Genomic DNA, 17,296 nt, shown 5'->3' on the forward strand with positions numbered 1-17,296 from the left:
AGGCAAAGCAGGTTATGCCAGGCGTTCGCGACGCCTGGCAGGTTTAAAGCGTTGCCATAGCAGAACCAAACCGCTTAGCGTAAACAGCAAGGACGCTGCTGCGGTGGTAATAAGCAGCGGGTTATTAAAGTTGCTGTGCTCCTGATAATCCATAATATGCAGCATCCAGAAAAAGTCGAACACACGCCAGCCGCTGGTTCTTACCCGTTGCACGAGGCCGGTTGCCGGGTCCAGATAAAAATGGGTGTTATCGGCATCGTTAAATTGCACCATCCATAGCGGCGGGTTCAGGCTTTTAACTTCCTGAGGCAGTTGCTGTAATAACTGTACCTTTTGCAATTGGCCTTGCCCAAGATATTGCGCCACTGCCAGTTGCCGGATTTCAGGTTCTGCTAATGCTGATACCGGTTTGCCGGTAGTGGCTGAATATCTGTAGTGTTGATCATCATCTGCTACCAGGTACACCGGGCTTGCGCTAAGTTGCTGGTCGCTAATATGTAGTTGCTGGCTGAGGCTTAAGCTGGCGTTCGCACTATGGTGTTTAAGTATGCTCGCCGGCGCTACAGATGCTGTATGCCAGGTTACGGTGCTACTGAAACGTAAATGCTCCCCCCGTACTTGCTCAATGGGCATAACCGCCATCACGAGGCCACTTAAAAACCAGAATATAATCTGGAGAACCAAGATTAAACCCAGCCAATTGTGCAACCAGCGGCAAGCTTTGATCATAAATACCACTCGACTACATAAAGTTAAAACGGATACCGGCATTTACCGAGCGGCCGGCACCTTTCAGTTGGCTAAAGCCGTTGCTGTTGTCCTGGCGGTATTCAGCGATATTGACGCCGCCAAGTGGCAGCTCATAGTCTTTATCCAGCAGGTTGCTGATGCCAAAACGCAGTGTTAGCTGATTATGTTGCCATTGGCTATTCAGATCCAATAAGGCGTAGCTGGCGGTTGGGTTTTCCAGCCGGCGACTGTCCAGACGGCTTTTGCCATCCTGCCATTGCCATTTTAGTGCAGTTTGCAGCTTACCCAGCTGATGTTGCAGCTGAACTGACGTATTAAATGGCCTTTGCTGGTAAAGGGGCTCGTTACTATTGTCGCGAGTAGCCCGGTTTACTTTGGCCTCTGCTTGCAACTGCCACTGACCCAAACGGGCGTCTGATGCTAACAGCCATTGGCCACTGGCTTCAACGCCATACAAGGTGGCGTCTAAATTAACAAACTGCAGCCGGTGGCGCAGGTTGTCGCCGGTATTAAAGCTGTCGGCGATGTTCACGTCGATAAAATCCGTTACCTTGGTATAAAATGGCCGCAGTTGCAGCATGGTGTTATCACTGCTGTAAAGATAAGCCACACTCACTGTGCGGGCGGTTTCGGGCTTCAGGTTAATATCGCCAATATAGCCGTTACCATCGCCAAACCAGCCAATCATGCTGATGGCCATTTGGCCCTGGCCCCAGCTGTAACGTTCATACAGGTTGGGGGCGCGGTTTTTCTGTGCCAGACCAAACTGCAGTTGCTGCGCATCATCCAACTGATAACTGGCCAAAAAAGTGAGATCTGCCAGCGTATCGCGCTGCTTACGGTCCTGCTGGTTAAAAGCCTGCGCGGCTACTGCATCGGCGGCCATCATGCCCATCATCATATTGCTGTAGGCCTGCACAGTACCTGTATTAGTGCTAACCTGCTCCAGCCGTACGCCATAGTTAAGCAGCAATTTTGCCGTTAATTGCTGGTTAAGTTCAGCAAAAATCGCCAGACGCTGGCGTTTGCCATCATTAATATTGATGTAATCGTTCGGGCCCATCATCATCGAGCCAGGCACTGCTGGCCAGATATCGTTTAAATGAAACTGATAAAACTCGTGGCCGACTTTTAGCGTACTGCCGCTTGATAGCGCAGTTTGCCAGTGCAGTTGATAACTGTAATCGTCACTGTCGGTCAACATCGGCATGGTGCCGGGCTTTTCTGCGGTAAAAAAGCCCATTTCGTGCTTAATGCCTTGCCAGTTTACCCGCGCCAGCAAGTCTCCATCAGCCAGAGGGCGCTTGTATTGCAGCGTGGCACCAAAGCTCTGGTTTTCTGTCATGTCCATATACTGGTTGGCAAAGCCCTGAAACGGAATGTACTGATGGCTAAGTTTAACCGCCAACTGCTCTTCGCCATCCTGCCAGGCGCCAACCAACTGATGGTTTTGCGCGCGGTACAAGGTGTCAGGTACCTTATCGTCGTTACCGTCGCGATAGCTGTTGGCATCGCTATAGGCGCCATCGTACTTCAGGCTGAATTGTTTGCTGGAAAACTCCGTGCCGCCACTGATATTAACTGCGTCGCCATTACTCTGATAACGGCTGCCAAGGTAACTTTGTTGGTGAGACAGGCCGGCGCTGTCGGTAAAGGTTGGATTGATGCTGCTGACGCTAATGACTCCGGCGATATTATCGCCAGCCATACTCACCGGGGAAATACCGGCGACTACTGTGACAGCATTTATCTGATTGGCGGAAATATACGACAGCGGCGGGTTCATTTCATTGGCACAGGCTGCGCCGATATCGCTACCGTCAATTAATACTTTAATGCGGTTGCCCATCATGCCGTTTAACAGCGGCAAGGCTGAAACCCCGCCCGCGGCAGAGAAATCAACGCCTTTTGCGCGCAATAACTGCTCGCTGTCGCTCTGGTTGGTTTGCCAGTTTAGCCCTTTTACTTCAATCACTTCAATCACTTCAAGCTCAGCACTGCTCGCCTGCGACAGCGCGCTGCAAGAGGTTAACAGTAACAGACTAAGGGCAGAATAGCGTAATGCAGGGCATTGGCGGCACGACATGGCGGGGGGCGTGGATAACATAAAGCAGTCCTTAACAAAAAAGTCAGGCTGCTAGTGTAATAAATTCAAACTATTATACGGGTGTGACATATTGTCGCAGCAAGTCGGGTTAACCTGCTGCCGTTACCAGGTAATACAGCAGCAGATGGCTGATACAAACCACCAACGTCAGCCGGTTGCGCAGAGCGCGATACTGGACGGGGTATTGCCGGTTAACGCCGCTGCGGTATTCTGCCAGACGCAATAACACAAACAAGCAGGCTTGGGCAGGTAAAAAGTATTCGCCGGCCAGCAGAAGTGCAATGATGCTGAGTACCGGAAAGGTCACGGCAAGCACGGCCAGCCGGTTTATTTTTGCTGTTGTCGCGCTGTTGCTGTGCAGCACAGGCCACAGTACACCTGCCATAAAACCTAATATCAATGCACTGTATAGCTGATACAGCTGCATAATATCGACGCTGCTAAGCCAGAGTTGTTGGCTGTACAGCAGCGGCAGAGCAATAAAGGGGATTAGGCCTGCGTAGCCAAGGCGGTTTATCAGCGTCATTCTGGTGCCTCCAATAGCAGTGCCAGGCGCTCTGGCTCGGTTAATATGCCTACCAACACTGTGCGCCGGCGCAGTTTACTCATGCGCTCGCCAGTATCGAGCAGCGCAGCTAAAAACAGTTCGGGTTGGTCGATACACTCTAAAATACTGTGCCAGTGTATGTAGCCGCTGTGTTTTAACTGGCCAGCCTCATAGCGGCGCTCCAGCGTGTGGCGTATATCCGTTATACGCCAGGGCTCGGCCAGCAGTTTATCGGCCATGGCGCGGTGCAGGTGCAATATGTGTTTATCTGTGGCCGCAGCAGGTTTGCTGACACTGCGCCTGCGCATTGTGGGTCGTGGCATAGTGCTTTATCTTAAATGGCGCAGTCGCCGCCTGAGCAGTTATTGCGTTTAGCCGCCCAGTAAGTATAGGCTTTTTTTGCCAACCAATAGCAGGGCGGCAGGCGTAAAAACGCTACCAGCCAGCTGTGCCCGGCCAGCTGCCAGTAGTGCAGCGTCGCGTCTATACCAATTAAAAAATGGTCATCTTGCCATAAATGAATTTGCTGCATCATGGCGGCTTTACTGACATCCGCAAAGCCGGTAAAGCCCTCTGCGCTGATATCTACCAGCTCAAGATGTGGCTTCAGTTTAGGCCCCAGCCAGTTTATCTCGCGCCGGCATAAGGCACAGCTGCCGTCATAAAACAATTTTTGCATTACATACTCATAAAAAAGCCCACTGCCAGCTATTACGCGGCTCGTGGGCTTTAGATCAAGCTTGTTTAGTCTACTTTAACAGCTCATCTACCGTACCCTGCGCCAGTGGGTGGTAGCCGGGGCGGGCTTTTTCATACACTGCACGGGCAAAAGCCAGGCCTTCAGGCGTAGTGGCCAGTTGCTTATAAAGCGGAATAATCAGCTTACGCCGGCCAATACCAATCAAATAGTGCTCCAGTGGTACGGCAATTTCCTGATAACCGGTTTTCAGTGCCAGTAAATACCAAGCGTGAGCAATTTCGCTGTTGGTTGACAGGGTTAAATTAAAGGTGCTGTCCAGTTTGGCCAGTTGCTCCGGCGTGATAGACAGCGGCAGGTTATTAATAAAATACAGCCACTCGTGCACTGTCCAGCTGTCGGTAGGCAGGCTGCTAAGTTCGCTGTTGCCATTAAGCCAGCTGTTGGCATGTTGCTGTACCTGGTTAAACGCATCAGATTGCGGATCCGGCGCAGTGGCCGGTAAGCCTGGCTGATAAATCCAGTTGTTGGCTTCATCTAATGACACAATCCCTGGGTATTTTTGCAATAAGTTGGCCGTTAGGTACTTAATAAAACGTTCGGTATCAATGCTTTGGAAGGCATGATCATCAAAGTATTGCCGGACAAAGGTGTCAAATTTATCGCGGCCGAATTTTTGCTCCAGAAACATTAAAAACAGCTGGCCCTTAGTGTAGGGTACGCCGCTGAACGCGTCGTCCGGATCACGGCCGTGTAAGTCGATATGTAAAATGCTGTCGTTGGCCGGTAACTCAGTCAGTTCATCTTTTAAGCCCTGTACCGACAAGGCTTGTTCCATCACGGCGCGGTCAACGCCGAACACTTGCTCCATAATGCGGTTTTCCACATAGGAGGTAAAACCTTCATTCAGCCACAAATCGCGCCAGCTGGCGTTGGTGACCAGGTTGCCCGACCAGGAGTGTGCCAGCTCGTGGGCAATTAAATTTACCAGGCTGCCGTCACCCGCTACAACGGTGGGGGTAATAAAGCTCAGCACCGGGTTTTCCATACCGCCAAACGGGAAACTGGGCGGTAAGATCAGCAAATCATAACGGCCCCAGCGGTAGTCGCCGTACAGCTGTTCGGTGGCGTCAATCATCGCCTGGGTGCTGGCAAATTCTTCCGCCGAGGCATTAAGAATATAAGGCTCGGCATAGACACCGGTTTGCTCACTCATGGCTTTAAACTGTATATCGCCGGCGGCGATGGCAATTAAATAGGCCGGAATAGCTTGTGGCATAACAAATTGGTAATCACCGTCGCGAATCATGCCAGGTTCATTATTGGCGCTCATAATAGCCAGAACATCGTCACGGCTTTGAATGCGTGCCGTGTAGGTCATGCGCACGGCCGGGGTGTCCTGAATCGGGATCCAGCTGCGGGCATGAATAGCCTGGTTTTGGCTAAACATAAAGGGCGTGGTTTTACCGGCGGTTTGTTCGGGCGTTAACCACTGCAGGCCGGAGGCTTTATCGGTAGAGCTGTAGTAAATACGCAGTGTTTGCGCCTGAAACGCCGGGCTTACCGTGAGTTTGCTGCCCAGCACGGCATCGCGCTCAGCTAAGGTAAAAGGCACTTTTTGCCATTGGCCGTCGGCCCTTTTGGCGTAAATACGCTCTATCAGCAGATCGCGGGTGTCCAGATACACCGTGTTATCTGTGCTGTTTAGCCAGTTAAGTTGCAAATCGGCAAAGCCGGTTAAGGCTTTTTGCTCAAAGTTAACCGCTAAGTCCAGGTGCAGGTGCTTTACCGTTACGGCATCAAAGTTGGCATAGCTGTAAGCATCGGTTGCAGCCAAAACATGACTGCTACACAGCAGCGCAGCACCCAGGGTGAGCAAACGTAAAGACATGGTGTTTCCTTAAAATCAACAGATGGCTGAGTGTAAAGGCAAACTCCGGCCAAATACAACTCTACAAATAGTAACAACTTAATGCGTAAAGCTTTGCTGTAATGCTTATTAAACACAACACGAGGTTTATATGAAACTGACCACACTTACTACTGCGCTGCTGTTAACCTTTAGCGGCGTTGCCCAGGCCAGCCCGCTGCCGGATTTTCCGTTTATTACTGTTACCGGTGAAGCCAAACTGGACGTAGCACCGGACAAAGCCCGAATTCATTTTGTCATCCGCCACACCGCGGCCAAAGCCGATGCGGCCACAGAGGCGGTGTACAAACAGGGCCGTGATTTAATGCAGTTTCTGGCGTCGCAGGGCATAACCGAAGCCGACATTGACGCCGCCCAGGTAAATAAAGAAGCACTGTACAAAGACTACAACGACAGAACCATTACCGGCTATGAAGCCAGCCAACCCATCAGCGTAACGCTGGATCAGCTGGGTAACTACGTGGCGGTGATGGATTATCTGTTTAAGCAGCCGCAGATTTTTTCTATTCAGGGCAGTTTCGACAGCAGTCAACGCGAACAGCACGAGCTTAAACTAAGCGAGCAGGCCGGCGCCGATGCCCGCCGCCGTGCTAATCATCTGGCTGGCGCTCAGGGCGTAAAAATCAGCAGTGTGTTTGCCATCAGCGAAACCGCAGGCTGGGGCAGTTTAGCTGGTGATTTTGGTTTTAGCGGCGGCGCAGTAAGCTACGGTGCACTGCGTAAAAGTGCCGAAATGGCCGACAGCAGCGGTAACCTGGTGCTGCCACGACATATTACGCTGCAAAAATCGGTGCATGTGATTTATAAAATTAAGCCGTGAAAAACCGGGCTAAACCCAGTCTGATCTTGAGATCCGACTGGGCTTTGGTTATGTTGGCACTATTATAAATTAGCCAGACATGTAGTAGCCAACTCTGATGAAGTCCGATTTTTCTGCCATTAAACTTACTGAATACAGCCACGGCGCTGGTTGCGGCTGTAAAATTTCACCGCAATTACTCGATAGCATCCTCAAAACCAACATCAATTTTACAGATACTAATTTGTTAGTGGGCAATACCAGCAAAGACGATGCTGCGGCTTATGACTTGGGTGATGGCAGCGCGTTGTTAAGCACCACTGACTTTTTTATGCCGATTTGTGACGATGCGTTTGATTTTGGCCGTATCGCCGCCACTAATGCTATTAGTGATATTTATGCCATGGGTGGGCAGCCACTTATGGCCATTGCCATTTTAGGCTGGCCGGTAACGAAATTACCGCCGGAGTTAGCGCAGCAAGTACTTGAGGGCGCGCGGCATAGTTGCAAAGAGGCGGGCATAGTGCTGGCAGGTGGCCACAGTATTGATGCGCCCGAGCCGATTTTTGGCCTGGCGGTCAGTGGTCGGGTTGCCATTGCACAGTTAAAACGCAATGACACTGCCAAAGCCGGCGACCGGCTGTATTTAACTAAACCATTGGGCGTAGGTATTTTAACCACGGCGCAAAAGCAAAAAAAGCTCAAACCAGAGCATGCCACACTGGCGCGCGATAGTATGGTGCAGCTAAACCGTATCGGTGCTGATATTGCCAAACTGCCGGGTATTCATGCCATGACCGACGTTACCGGTTTTGGTCTGCTGGGGCATTTATTAGAGATGTGTGAGGGCAGTGGCGTCAATGCCGAGCTGGACAGCCATGCGGTGCCGGTATTGCCGCACGTGGCAGACTATATCGCCCAAGGCTGTATCCCCGGCGGCAGCGCGCGTAACTTTGCCAGTTATGGCGCTAAAATATCACCGCTTGGCAAAGAGCAACAGGCACTGCTGTGCGACCCGCAAACCAGTGGTGGTTTGTTGGTAGCGGTAAGCCCGGATGCAGAAGCGGCCTTTATCCATCTGGCAGTAGAATACGATTTAACCCTGCAGCCAATAGGCGAGTTGCACGCGCATAAAAAAGGCCATCGCATCCGTGTGCGCTAAAGGCATTTGCTATGGGCAGTGATTTACCGCTGCTGGATAACTACCAGCAGATCCTGCAACTGCAGCTACCGCTACTGGATTTACGCGCACCGCTGGAGTTTAGCCGAGGTGCCTTTACTAATAGCTGTAATCTGCCGCTGATGAGTGACGCCGAGCGTGCCGCTGTGGGTACCTGCTATAAACAGCAGGGGCAGCAAGCTGCTATAGCACTGGGGCATCAGCTTGTGCAGGGCGAAGTGAAACAAAGCAGGGTTCAGAGTTGGGTTGCCTTTGCCAAAGCTAACCCGCAGGGCATGTTGTACTGTGCCCGTGGCGGTCTGCGCTCACAAATCGCCCAGCAATGGCTCAGTGACGCCGGTGTGGTGTACCACAGAGTAAAGGGCGGCTTTAAAGCACTGCGTCAGTCGGCAATCAACGTTATTGAGCAGGCGGCAACGCAGCCGTTGTTATTGCTGGCAGGCCCTACCGGTAGCGGTAAAACGCGATTGCTTAAGCAGTTAGAGGCGGTGGATTTAGAAGCGCTGGCAAATCATCGTGGCTCGGCATTTGGCCGCAAACTGGCACCGCAGCCCAGCCAAATTCGCTTTGAAAACGATTTAGCTGGCGCTTTGCTGCACCGCCAGGCCAATGCAACACGTTATCTGCTGCTGGAAGATGAAAGCCTGCTGATTGGCCAGCGTAATATCCCGCATCTGCTCTATCAGGCCATGCAGCAAAGCCCGCTGCTGTTGTTGCAAGAGCCGCAAAGTGAGCGCATAGAAGTGATATTGCAAGACTATATTGTTGAGCTGCACTTTGAGGCTACAACGGCACAGGGCGAGCAGGGCTTTGCGGTGTTTAGCAATATGCTGCAACAGGGTATGGCACGTATTGCCAGGCGCTTGGGTGGCGCATTGTACAGTGAATTAGCCGCTATGCTGAATCAGGCATTAGCTGTACAGCAGCACAGCGGTGATATCAATCTGCACCGGCTTTGGATAGCGCGCTTACTGAGTGACTACTATGATCCGATGTATCAGTATCAGCTGAATAAACGCGGACAAGCGGTGTTAATGCAAGGCAGTGCCAGTGAACTTAAGCAGTGGTGGCAACAACAGTTAATGAATACCTAATACCATAGCTTTAGTGCAGCGGCGCACTGCAGTTTACGCTGCAATAGCGCCAGGCTGCGCTGCTGATTGGCCGAGCTGTCGTTTAACCAGCAAATAAATACCGACACAAACAGGCTGGTTAATGCCAGCTCCTGGCCAATACGTGCCATGCCACTGGCGCTTAAACCGGCTGCTTCACGCAGCCATTGCACGGTGCGGCTAATGCGCAACACTCCAGCCAGCTGCAAGTGAATATGGCCCGGCTCCAGCTTATATAGCAGCATCTGGCCGCTAAGTTTATGGTACGGCGCCAGCGCTGCCAGCCAGTGTTGTGTTGCCTGCTGTAACCGTGCGCTGGCGGGCAGCTCTTTACTTATTTGTGCGCTAAGCAGCGCCATATCAGCACGGTCAAACCAGGCGTCGACTAACTCATCTTTAGTGCGAAAATGGCGGTAAATATCCGCCAGGCTAATGTGCATAGCTAAGGCGACTTGTTGTAATGTCAGCCGCTCCCAACTGGTTTTCGCTGCCAGTTGCAGTGCCTTGTCGAGAATTTGCTGTTGCATGGGGGCTACCTTGTATCTGCTGCAGATACTAAGTATAGGTATCTCTGCGTAAACGGCTGGTAAAGCGGTGTAAAACCGCTATAGTCATGCGATTAAGAGTGAAGTATTACAATGGATTAGCCAATGGTGATGTATGCTGAATGTCGCGCAGTTAATGACGCTGAAACCGGTAAGTGTTTCGCCCGATGATAGCCTGGCGGTGGTAAAGCAGATTTTTGATCATGTAAAGTTTCACCATGTGCTGGTGGTGGAACACGGCATATTGCTTGGCGTATTGTCTGACCGCGATCTGTTTAAAGCCCTTAGCCCGCATATCGGCACTGCAGCTGAAACCGTGCGGGATTTGGCGACATTAAATAAAAAAGTACACCAGGTTATGCGGCGCAAGCCAGTAACGCTGCAACCGCAGGCTAAGGTAATGAATGCGATTCAGTTGTTTAACAGCGAAGGGGTATCCTGCATTCCGGTGGTAGACAGCAACAACCGGCCGCAGGGTATTATCAGCTGGCGCGATATTATCCGCGCGCTGGACCGCACCGACAAGCGTACTGCGTCATAACCCTTTTACAGCTTTCCCGCCGCCTGGCAGAGAATAACGCATAATGCGGCCAAATACCGTGCTGTATTGGCGCACAAAGCTACCGGTATTGTATGGAATGCCGTATTTAGCGGCGATGGCCTGCACCTGTTTAGCCATTGCAGGGTAGTGCCGTGCCGGGATATCCGGATACAGATGGTGCTCTATCTGGCAGCTTAAATGGCCGGTTAAAATATGCAGCCAGGTTGGGCCGGTAAAATTAGACGAGCCCAGCATTTGGCGGTAGTACCATTGGCCACGGCTTTCGCCCTCGCACTCTGCAGCATTAAAGGCATACACCTCTTTGGTAAAGTGGCCGCAAAATATCACTGTTGATGTCCATAAATTGCGGATTAAATTTGCCAGTAAATTGCCGCACAATACCCACAACCACATAGGTCCGGCGATAAGCGGGAAAAATACATAGTCTTTAGCCAACTGGCGGGCACCCTTGCCAAAGAATGCTTTTTTCAGTTCGCTGTCGCTAACCTGCGTGTGGCGATCGGTCTTCTTTTTACCGGCAAAAACGCGCTGCGCTGCCAGTTCGTGATACGACACGCCCCATTGGAATAACATACTTAGCAACAGGTAAGTACCACCTTGCCACAGGTTACGCAGCCGCCAGCGAAAATCGTTACTTAAACGCAGCAGGCCGTAACCAAAGTCGCGGTCTTTACCTATGATATTGGTGTAAGTGTGGTGCTCAAAATTATGCGTGCGCTGCCAGGAGCCGGCATCACAAGCAATATCCCATTCGTAGCGTTTGGAATGCAGCACCGGGTCGTTCATCCAGTCGTATTGACCGTGCAGCACATTGTGGCCTATTTCCATATTGTCGAGAATTTTGGCCAGTGCCAACAACAATACGCCAGCAAGCCAAAGCCAGGGCGTAATAAAGCCCAGCACCATCAATACACGGCCACTAAGAGCGCTTAAACGCTGCACCAGCAATACCCGGCGGATATAACACGCATCGGCGTCGCCCAGATGCTGTTGTACCTGTTGTTTTACGTTGTCCAGCTCTTGTTCGAGTGCAGCAAATTGTTCTGTCGAAAGTGTCATCAATAATCCTGTTATAGCTTAATCACTAATTCAGTTACCGGTTGGCTGATACACAGCTGAATTTGTTCGGCGCCGTGGCCGCTTAACGCACCGCTGCGTATGTCACGCACCTGGCCGGATACTTTGTCGCAGACACATTGAAAACACACGCCCATACGACAGCCAAAGCGCGGCGCCAGATCATGTTGTTCGGCACTTTGCAGCAGGCTGAGTTGGCTGCTTAGCGTTACCGCCGTGCTGATGCCGGCGCGGATAAAATTAGCGTTTAGCAGCAGATCTGTTGTACTGCCTGAGGCCGGGGGCAGGGCTAAACCAAATTGCTCTTGCTGAATATTGGCATTATTTACGCCATGTTGGCTTAGTGTATTGCGCAGCTGCTGCATAAAGGTGTGCGGGCCACAGAGGTAAAACTGTTTATTGCGGATATCGGCGCAAAGTTGCTGCTGCAAGGTTTCTGCAGGCTCAGTGCGGCTATCCGACAGCAACAGGGTAAACAGTGGCTGCTTATCAGCCAGCTGCTTTAGCTCTTTGAGTAAGGCAGCGTTTTCTGCACCGCGTACCCGGTAATGCAGGGTTGCCGACGCTAACCAGTGGCGCTGGCTTAACAGCATAGCAGCAATGGGGGTAATGCCGGAGCCGGCAGCGATAAATACTGCAGGCATAGCAGGTTGATGCCAGTGAAAATCACCCTGCGCTGTGCTGATATTTAACACAGCGCCGTTTTGCAGCTGATTTAACAGCGGAGTAAATTCACCAAGGTTATTGATTTTGCAGCACAGTTCAATGTGCCGCTGGCTTTGCCACAGGCTAAGCGGCGAACAAATGCTGAACGGCCGGCTGATATAACGGCCATTATGATAAAGGGATAGCAGCAGATGCTGGCCCGGCACGAAGCCAGGCCAACGGCCGGATACCTGAAACGTCAGCTGCAGCATATCCGCCGTTTGCCATTGCTTCGCCAGTAAATGAGCCCGGTATTGGCCCGGTACAAAGCCCGGCCATAAGCGCTGCAACAGCGGTAGAAAATACAGCGTTAAGGAGGGCTGGTTACCCAGCATTAAACAAAAACTACGCCAGAGGCGGGCAAATAATGACTTCACTACAGCTTCACACGATCAGTTAATTTCGGCGTACAGTTGTACACTAAAATATCTGGTTTGGCCAGTTTGTTTGTTGTTTCACTGTGCTGGTATCTATTATGTTTATGAATATAAATGATTTAATTTTTATGGCTTATTTGCAAATGTCCTGCATTTCAGTGAACAGCTGTACATTTTGTGTTGTGCCTGTTGCTACTCAGCCTGTTCGAGAATAACCGGCCCGGTGCCTTCAGCGCCCAATACATCGTCCGGGTTATACAGCGGGCATTTGCTCATGCTCAGGCAACCGCAGCCGATACAGCCGGTAAGGTAATCACGCAGCTTTTGCAGGTAGGCAATACGGGCATCGAGCATTTTCTGCCAGTTGCTGGATAACAGCTGCCAATCTTCCAAGGTAGGCGTGCGGCTATCAGGCAGGGACAAAAACGCCTGTTTTACTTCTTCCAGGCTAATACCAACTTTTTGCGCGGCTTTAATCACCGAAATGCGCCGCAGTACTTCCGGCTTATACCGGCGCTGATTACCGTCATTGCGCCAGCTTTTGATCAGGCCCTTTTGCTCGTAAAAATGCAGAGTGCTTATCTTAACACCGCAGCGTTTAGCTACGCGGCCGACACTCCATGTCGCTTCTGTTGTCTTGCCCGCTTCTGTCCAGCGGATTGTTTTTGGCATTGTCTGCTCCGGTATTTTTTAATTCAATGGCAAAAAAGTGCTTTACCTTAACTTAGGTTAAGGTTTTAACCTGCCGGTCGACTTAATGCAAGGAGATAACTTATGTATTTAGAACAGGTTAATTCGATAGTTATTGATATATCAGCCGGGCGTAATTTCGCCGCTTTCGCGCAGCAGGAGGTAGTATGAAAATTCTTACTTTTGCTGCCAGTAATAATCCGCAGTCTATTAATCAGCAACCGGCGCTCAGTGTGGCTATGCACAGCAAGGCCGCTTAACTGCGGCTTGTTTAAACCAGCTAATTGAGCAAGATAGCTTGATAAAGCTGGCAATGATATGGAGGATTTAGTGATAAAAGTCGCAATAGTATTTCACTCCGCCAGCGGCACCACAAGACAACTGGCAGCAGCGGTGGCGGACGGTGCAGCTAAGGTGCAGGGTGTTACTGTAATACAAACCGAAATTGCTGGTAGTGATATTGTCGAGGGGCGGTTTTGTAACAGCAGTTTGGTTGAGCAACTAGACAGCGCCGATGCCATGGTGTTTGGTTCACCAACATATATGGGTTGCGTATCGGCACAATTTAAAGCTTTTGCCGATGCCAGTAGCGAGTGCTGGGAGCAACAGCGCTGGGCCAATAAAATTGCTGCCGGTTTTACCATTGGCAGCAATGTTAGTGGTGATCAGCTTAATACGCTGCAATATTTGCAAATTTTTGCCAATCAGCATGGCATGTTGTGGGCGGGGTTGGATATTCCCGGTAACCACCATGCAGCCGGGTTAAACCGGCTGGGTGCGCAATCTGGTCTTATCGCCCATTCCGCAGATGGGGTGTTGCACGAAACAGATTTACATACAGCACATTATTTAGGCCAGCGCGTGGCGCAGCTTAGCAAAAGGTTTGTCGCGTAAGCTTATCCTGGCCTCTTTGCATAAAAAAACCGCTTTCTGGCAGCGGTTTTTTTATTAAATTTATTAAGTTACAAGCCGAGCTTTGTCGGCATAGCCGGGGCTTTGCTGTGATCTTGTGGCGGGCTGGCATTGAGCTCGTTTAGCGTATGTTCGATAGCACGTTCCAGCTGCACATCAATGCCTTTGTTTACTGCGATAGGGTCCAGTTCTACCTCGATATCCGGCGCTACGCCTTCGTTTTCTACCCGCCATTCACCATCAGGGGTGTAAAAGCGGAAGAACGGCACCACATGAAAGCCGCCATCTATCATATCCGGGTTAGCCGAAATACCAATTAAGCCACCCCAGGTGCGGGTACCAATGGTTTTGCCTAACCCCAGGCGCTTAAAGGCCCACGGCAGGAAGTCGCCGCCTGAACCGGCATCCTGGTCTATCAGCATGGTTTTCGGGCCGTAAATTCCGGCGCCAGGCGTGGTAAACGTCAGGCCATCACGGTCTTTCCAGCCGGATAAAAACGGCCGGCCAAGAATTTCGGTAATGTAGTTTGCCGCCTGGCCGCCGCCGTTGCGGCGCTCGTCAATAATTACTGCGCTTTTGTCGGTTTGGGCGAAGAACATGCGGTTAAAGAAGTAAAAGCCACCGTCAGCGGTATTGGGCAGGTACACATAAGCCACTTTGCCGTCAGTTTTTTCTGCAACTAACTGACGATTGTGTTCTACCCAGTGCCATAGCCTCAGCTGATTTTCGTTGGCTATCGGCTCTACGGTAATATTGCGCCGGTTCAGGCCTTTGGCGTTGTCGGCAAGACTTAGCACCACTTGTTTGCCCAGGGTATTGTCTAACAGGGCGAACACGTTATCGTCAGCACGCAGTTCGCGGCCATTGATTGCCAGCAGGTAATCACCGGCTTTGGCGCTGGCGCCCGGTACATTTAATGGTGCTTGTAAAAACGGGCTCCAGCGGTCGCCCTGATATACCGTTTTAAACTGATATTTACCGTTGCTGATAGCAAAATCGGCACCTAACAGGCCGGCTTTACTACTACTTTCCTGATGCACATCACCACCGCCGATACGGTTATGGCCGACCTGCAGCTCGGCAATCATATCAACTAAAACGTCGTTTAGATCTTCGCGGCGCTGCACATGTTTAAGCATTGGCTGATACTTGCTATAAATAGCCTGCCAGTTTATGCCGTGCATATTGGCATCGTAAAAGTACTCTTGTTGCATACGCCAGGCATCATTAAATATTTGCTGCCACTCTGTCGCCGGGTCAACAAAGCTGCGCACGTCGGCCAGGCTTACGGCTTTGGCTTCTGGCTTGGTTTTGGCATCGCCCACCTGCAGGGTATTGGGCATACTTACCAATAACAGCTTTTTGCCATCGTTACTCAGGTGGTAACTTGCCAGGCTGTCTTTAACCTGTTCTGCTTTTTTCTCTTTAAAGTCATAGCGATATAAAGTGCCGTTGTTCTGGCCATTGCTACCTGGCGGTTCATTGCTGGCGCCAGGTTGGCTGCGCTCGATATAAAACAGGGCACCGTCATCAGCGACGCTTAAGCTGTCGTAGTTACGCTCGGCCAGTGGCAAAGCAATAATGCGATTTTGCAGTCCATTCAGGTCTATTTTTACTGGCTTCGCACCAGGTTTATCTGTGTCTTTATCTTTCTTCGCGGTTTTTTCTTCGGTCTTTTTCAGCGGTTCATCACCGGTTTCCGGTAACAACGGCGACTTGCCATCGCTTGCCAGCACGTAAGCATAAATGGCTTTGCGTACCGGCCGCTCACGGGTGGATAAATCCAGCCCAACCTGCGACGGACCGGTATTTACCGACGCAGTAAAGTACAGATAATCCTGGGTAAACACCGGATCGTCAGCGTGGCTCATACCATCGGTAATTTGTGTGGCTTTGCCAGCATTAAAATCAAACAACTTAATTTGGCTAAAATAGTTAGCGCCCGACACGGTATAGGCTAAGTAACGGCTATCCGTTGAGAACGACAGGCTAAAATCACCGCGCCGCTCTGAGCTGTCGATTTTTTGGCTGCGTTTGGTTTTAAGGTTAAACACATACAGATTTAAATGATTGTCGTGATAGGCCAGTAAATTGCCGTCGGGTGAAAAGCTCAGCAGGTTAAAATAGCCGGTGTCTGATAAGGCAAAGCTTTCGCCTGCGTTTAAACCATCTTGTGTCTGCAGCACCAGCTGATGTCTATTGCCAGCGTCAGAGATATAAGCCACTTGGCTGCCGTCCGGGCTCCACAGACCATCAAATTCGCGCACGCCGCTGCTGCGCGTCAGGTTGCGCGTACTGCCATCTTCTACCGGTACGGTAAAGACTTCACCCCGGGCCGATACTACCAGGCGTTGACCACTGCTGGATAGGCGCGCGCTGGTCAAGGTTTTGCTGGCATCTTTCCACTGTGGCCGCTTTTGCACGGAGGTGGTGTTAATATTCACCGTGATTGGCGTGCTTTGGCCGCTGCTAACATCAAAGTGGTGCAGATAGCCGCCAGCTTCATACACTATGCTCTTTCCGTGGCCTGCGGCGCTGCGCAGGTCCCAATCGGTATTGTTGGTTAGCTGTGTTACTTGTTTATCGGTGTAGCGGAACAGGTTTACCGCTTTGTTATCGCGGTCGGACAAGAAATACACGTTGTCGCCAAGCCAAAACGGGTTAAATTCATTGGCATTTGGGTGAGGGATTTTTTCCAGCTGTTGTTTTTCCAGATCAATGATCCACACTGGTGGTGTCATGCCGCCGCGGTGCAGGCGCCAGCCACTGGCCCCGCTGTGAGCCATGTTATTTGGCCGATACGCTAACTTTTTGCCATCGCTGTGTAAATCGCCTTCAAAGGCGACTGCCTGCATTAATTTGTCCGGGAAGCCGCCGCTCATACTCACTTTATATAGCTGGTTACTGCGGCTGTTGGCAATTTCGCGATTAGAGGCAAAAATGACGTTTTTGCCATCTGCAGTCCAGCCATTTACAGTATCTACACTTGGATGAAAGGTAAGCCTTGTGGCTGCACCGCCGATTACCGGCATCACATAAACATCGGTGTTATTATCGTATGCGGCAGAAAAGGCCAGCCATTGTCCATCAGGCGAGAATTTTGGTGCAAACTCACTGGCCGGATGCGTGGTAAGTTGACGTGGGTTTTGGCCATCTTTATCGCTAAGCCAAATATCGCCGCCATAAACAAAGGCTAAATGCTCTGCCGAGATATCCGGCTGGCGCAGTAAGCGGCTGCCGTCGCTGGCCATAGCAGAGCTGCTCGCCAGCGCACAAAACAGCGCAAGGTAACGTGGTTTAAACATA

16 protein-coding genes are annotated in these 17,296 nt (G+C 51.0%); 5 read left to right on the forward strand and 11 right to left on the reverse strand.

What is annotated here, in order from left to right; genetic code table 11:
- Positions 1 to 12: 12 nt before the first annotated feature.
- The 6 genes from ACYVIC_RS11390 to ACYVIC_RS11415 form a co-directional block, all read right to left on the reverse strand.
- Positions 13 to 771 (reverse strand): PepSY domain-containing protein, encoded by a 759-nt coding sequence (locus tag ACYVIC_RS11390; RefSeq protein WP_460860022.1) that lies wholly within the window; start codon positions 769 to 771, stop codon positions 13 to 15.
- Positions 743 to 2,857, reverse strand: coding sequence for a TonB-dependent receptor (locus tag ACYVIC_RS11395; protein WP_460860024.1), 2,115 nt, complete (start codon positions 2,855 to 2,857; stop codon positions 743 to 745). Before ACYVIC_RS11395 ends, ACYVIC_RS11390 begins: the two co-directional genes overlap by 29 nt.
- An 88-nt stretch (positions 2,858 to 2,945) precedes the next feature.
- Entirely contained in the window at positions 2,946 to 3,383 is a 438-nt protein-coding gene (locus ACYVIC_RS11400) for a DUF3429 domain-containing protein (protein WP_460860026.1), read from the reverse strand.
- Positions 3,380 to 3,727 carry a hypothetical protein gene (locus tag ACYVIC_RS11405; protein ID WP_460860028.1) on the reverse strand — a complete coding sequence of 116 codons (348 nt, stop codon included), beginning with the start codon at positions 3,725 to 3,727 and terminating at the stop codon, positions 3,380 to 3,382. The genes ACYVIC_RS11400 and ACYVIC_RS11405 overlap by 4 nt, the downstream gene beginning before the upstream one ends.
- An 11-nt stretch (positions 3,728 to 3,738) precedes the next feature.
- Positions 3,739 to 4,083 (reverse strand): thiol-disulfide oxidoreductase DCC family protein, encoded by a 345-nt coding sequence (locus ACYVIC_RS11410; RefSeq protein WP_460860029.1) that lies wholly within the window; start codon positions 4,081 to 4,083, stop codon positions 3,739 to 3,741.
- 70 nt (positions 4,084 to 4,153) lie between these two features.
- Positions 4,154 to 5,992, reverse strand: coding sequence for a M1 family metallopeptidase (locus ACYVIC_RS11415; protein ID WP_460860031.1), 1,839 nt, complete (start codon positions 5,990 to 5,992; stop codon positions 4,154 to 4,156).
- A 130-nt stretch (positions 5,993 to 6,122) separates the two neighbouring features.
- Here ACYVIC_RS11415 and ACYVIC_RS11420 point away from each other — a divergent pair, with 130 nt between their 5' ends.
- The 3 genes from ACYVIC_RS11420 to mnmH all read left to right on the forward strand — a co-directional run bounded on the left by ACYVIC_RS11420 (position 6,123) and on the right by mnmH (position 9,104).
- Positions 6,123 to 6,851, forward strand: a complete 729-nt coding sequence (locus ACYVIC_RS11420) for an SIMPL domain-containing protein (RefSeq protein WP_460860033.1) — start codon at positions 6,123 to 6,125, stop codon at positions 6,849 to 6,851.
- A gap of 97 nt (positions 6,852 to 6,948) precedes the next feature.
- Positions 6,949 to 7,992: a selenide, water dikinase SelD gene (gene selD / locus ACYVIC_RS11425; RefSeq protein ID WP_460860034.1), complete on the forward strand. Its 1,044-nt coding sequence runs from the start codon at positions 6,949 to 6,951 to the stop codon at positions 7,990 to 7,992.
- Positions 7,993 to 8,003: 11 nt separating this feature from the next.
- A complete protein-coding gene (gene mnmH, locus ACYVIC_RS11430) occupies positions 8,004 to 9,104 on the forward strand; it encodes a tRNA 2-selenouridine(34) synthase MnmH (protein ID WP_460860037.1) in 1,101 nt (366 codons plus the stop codon).
- Here the strand turns inward: mnmH and ACYVIC_RS11435 are convergent.
- Positions 9,101 to 9,649, reverse strand: coding sequence for a TetR family transcriptional regulator (locus ACYVIC_RS11435; protein ID WP_460860039.1), 549 nt, complete (start codon positions 9,647 to 9,649; stop codon positions 9,101 to 9,103). The genes mnmH and ACYVIC_RS11435 overlap by 4 nt on opposite strands.
- Before the next feature lie 133 nt (positions 9,650 to 9,782).
- Here ACYVIC_RS11435 and ACYVIC_RS11440 point away from each other — a divergent pair, with 133 nt between their 5' ends.
- Positions 9,783 to 10,208, forward strand: coding sequence for a CBS domain-containing protein (locus ACYVIC_RS11440; protein WP_460860041.1), 426 nt, complete (start codon positions 9,783 to 9,785; stop codon positions 10,206 to 10,208).
- Here the strand turns inward: ACYVIC_RS11440 and ACYVIC_RS11445 are convergent.
- From ACYVIC_RS11445 to soxR, 3 genes are all read right to left on the reverse strand, one after another.
- Positions 10,203 to 11,288, reverse strand: a complete 1,086-nt coding sequence (locus ACYVIC_RS11445) for a fatty acid desaturase family protein (RefSeq protein WP_460860043.1) — start codon at positions 11,286 to 11,288, stop codon at positions 10,203 to 10,205. The genes ACYVIC_RS11440 and ACYVIC_RS11445 overlap by 6 nt on opposite strands.
- Before the next feature lie 11 nt (positions 11,289 to 11,299).
- A complete protein-coding gene (locus ACYVIC_RS11450; protein ID WP_460860044.1) occupies positions 11,300 to 12,388 on the reverse strand; it encodes a flavin reductase family protein in 1,089 nt (362 codons plus the stop codon).
- 192 nt (positions 12,389 to 12,580) lie between these two features.
- The gene (soxR, locus tag ACYVIC_RS11455) at positions 12,581 to 13,060 is read right to left on the reverse strand and encodes a redox-sensitive transcriptional activator SoxR (protein ID WP_460860046.1); all 480 of its coding nucleotides are present in this window, start codon (positions 13,058 to 13,060) and stop codon (positions 12,581 to 12,583) included.
- A 348-nt stretch (positions 13,061 to 13,408) separates the two neighbouring features.
- On the opposite strand from soxR, the gene ACYVIC_RS11460 reads away from it, so the two are divergent.
- On the forward strand, positions 13,409 to 13,972 hold the full coding sequence (locus ACYVIC_RS11460; protein WP_460860047.1) for a flavodoxin family protein: 564 nt from the start codon (positions 13,409 to 13,411) through the stop codon (positions 13,970 to 13,972).
- 68 nt (positions 13,973 to 14,040) lie between these two features.
- On the opposite strand, the gene ACYVIC_RS11465 is transcribed toward ACYVIC_RS11460, so the two are convergent.
- The gene (locus ACYVIC_RS11465) at positions 14,041 to 17,295 is read right to left on the reverse strand and encodes a S41 family peptidase (protein WP_460860049.1); all 3,255 of its coding nucleotides are present in this window, start codon (positions 17,293 to 17,295) and stop codon (positions 14,041 to 14,043) included.
- Between the last annotated feature and the right edge of the window lies 1 nt (position 17,296).

This window comes from Rheinheimera gaetbuli, from assembly GCF_054781935.1.

Bases quoted from the DNA above. Each gene is read 5' to 3' on its own strand.
- ACYVIC_RS11390 (WP_460860022.1), bottom strand. From the start codon at position 771: ATGCCGGTATCCGTTTTAACTTTATGTAGTCGAGTGGTATTTATGATC.
- ACYVIC_RS11395 (WP_460860024.1), bottom strand. From the start codon at position 2,857: ATGTTATCCACGCCCCCCGCCATGTCGTGCCGCCAATGCCCTGCATTA.
- ACYVIC_RS11400 (WP_460860026.1), bottom strand. From the start codon at position 3,383: ATGACGCTGATAAACCGCCTTGGCTACGCAGGCCTAATCCCCTTTATT.
- ACYVIC_RS11405 (WP_460860028.1), bottom strand. From the start codon at position 3,727: ATGCCACGACCCACAATGCGCAGGCGCAGTGTCAGCAAACCTGCTGCG.
- ACYVIC_RS11410 (WP_460860029.1), bottom strand. From the start codon at position 4,083: ATGCAAAAATTGTTTTATGACGGCAGCTGTGCCTTATGCCGGCGCGAG.
- ACYVIC_RS11415 (WP_460860031.1), bottom strand. From the start codon at position 5,992: ATGTCTTTACGTTTGCTCACCCTGGGTGCTGCGCTGCTGTGTAGCAGT.
- ACYVIC_RS11420 (WP_460860033.1), top strand. From the start codon at position 6,123: ATGAAACTGACCACACTTACTACTGCGCTGCTGTTAACCTTTAGCGGC.
- selD (WP_460860034.1), top strand. From the start codon at position 6,949: ATGAAGTCCGATTTTTCTGCCATTAAACTTACTGAATACAGCCACGGC.
- mnmH (WP_460860037.1), top strand. From the start codon at position 8,004: ATGGGCAGTGATTTACCGCTGCTGGATAACTACCAGCAGATCCTGCAA.
- ACYVIC_RS11435 (WP_460860039.1), bottom strand. From the start codon at position 9,649: ATGCAACAGCAAATTCTCGACAAGGCACTGCAACTGGCAGCGAAAACC.
- ACYVIC_RS11440 (WP_460860041.1), top strand. From the start codon at position 9,783: ATGCTGAATGTCGCGCAGTTAATGACGCTGAAACCGGTAAGTGTTTCG.
- ACYVIC_RS11445 (WP_460860043.1), bottom strand. From the start codon at position 11,288: ATGACACTTTCGACAGAACAATTTGCTGCACTCGAACAAGAGCTGGAC.
- soxR (WP_460860046.1), bottom strand. From the start codon at position 13,060: ATGCCAAAAACAATCCGCTGGACAGAAGCGGGCAAGACAACAGAAGCG.
- ACYVIC_RS11465 (WP_460860049.1), bottom strand. From the start codon at position 17,295: ATGTTTAAACCACGTTACCTTGCGCTGTTTTGTGCGCTGGCGAGCAGC.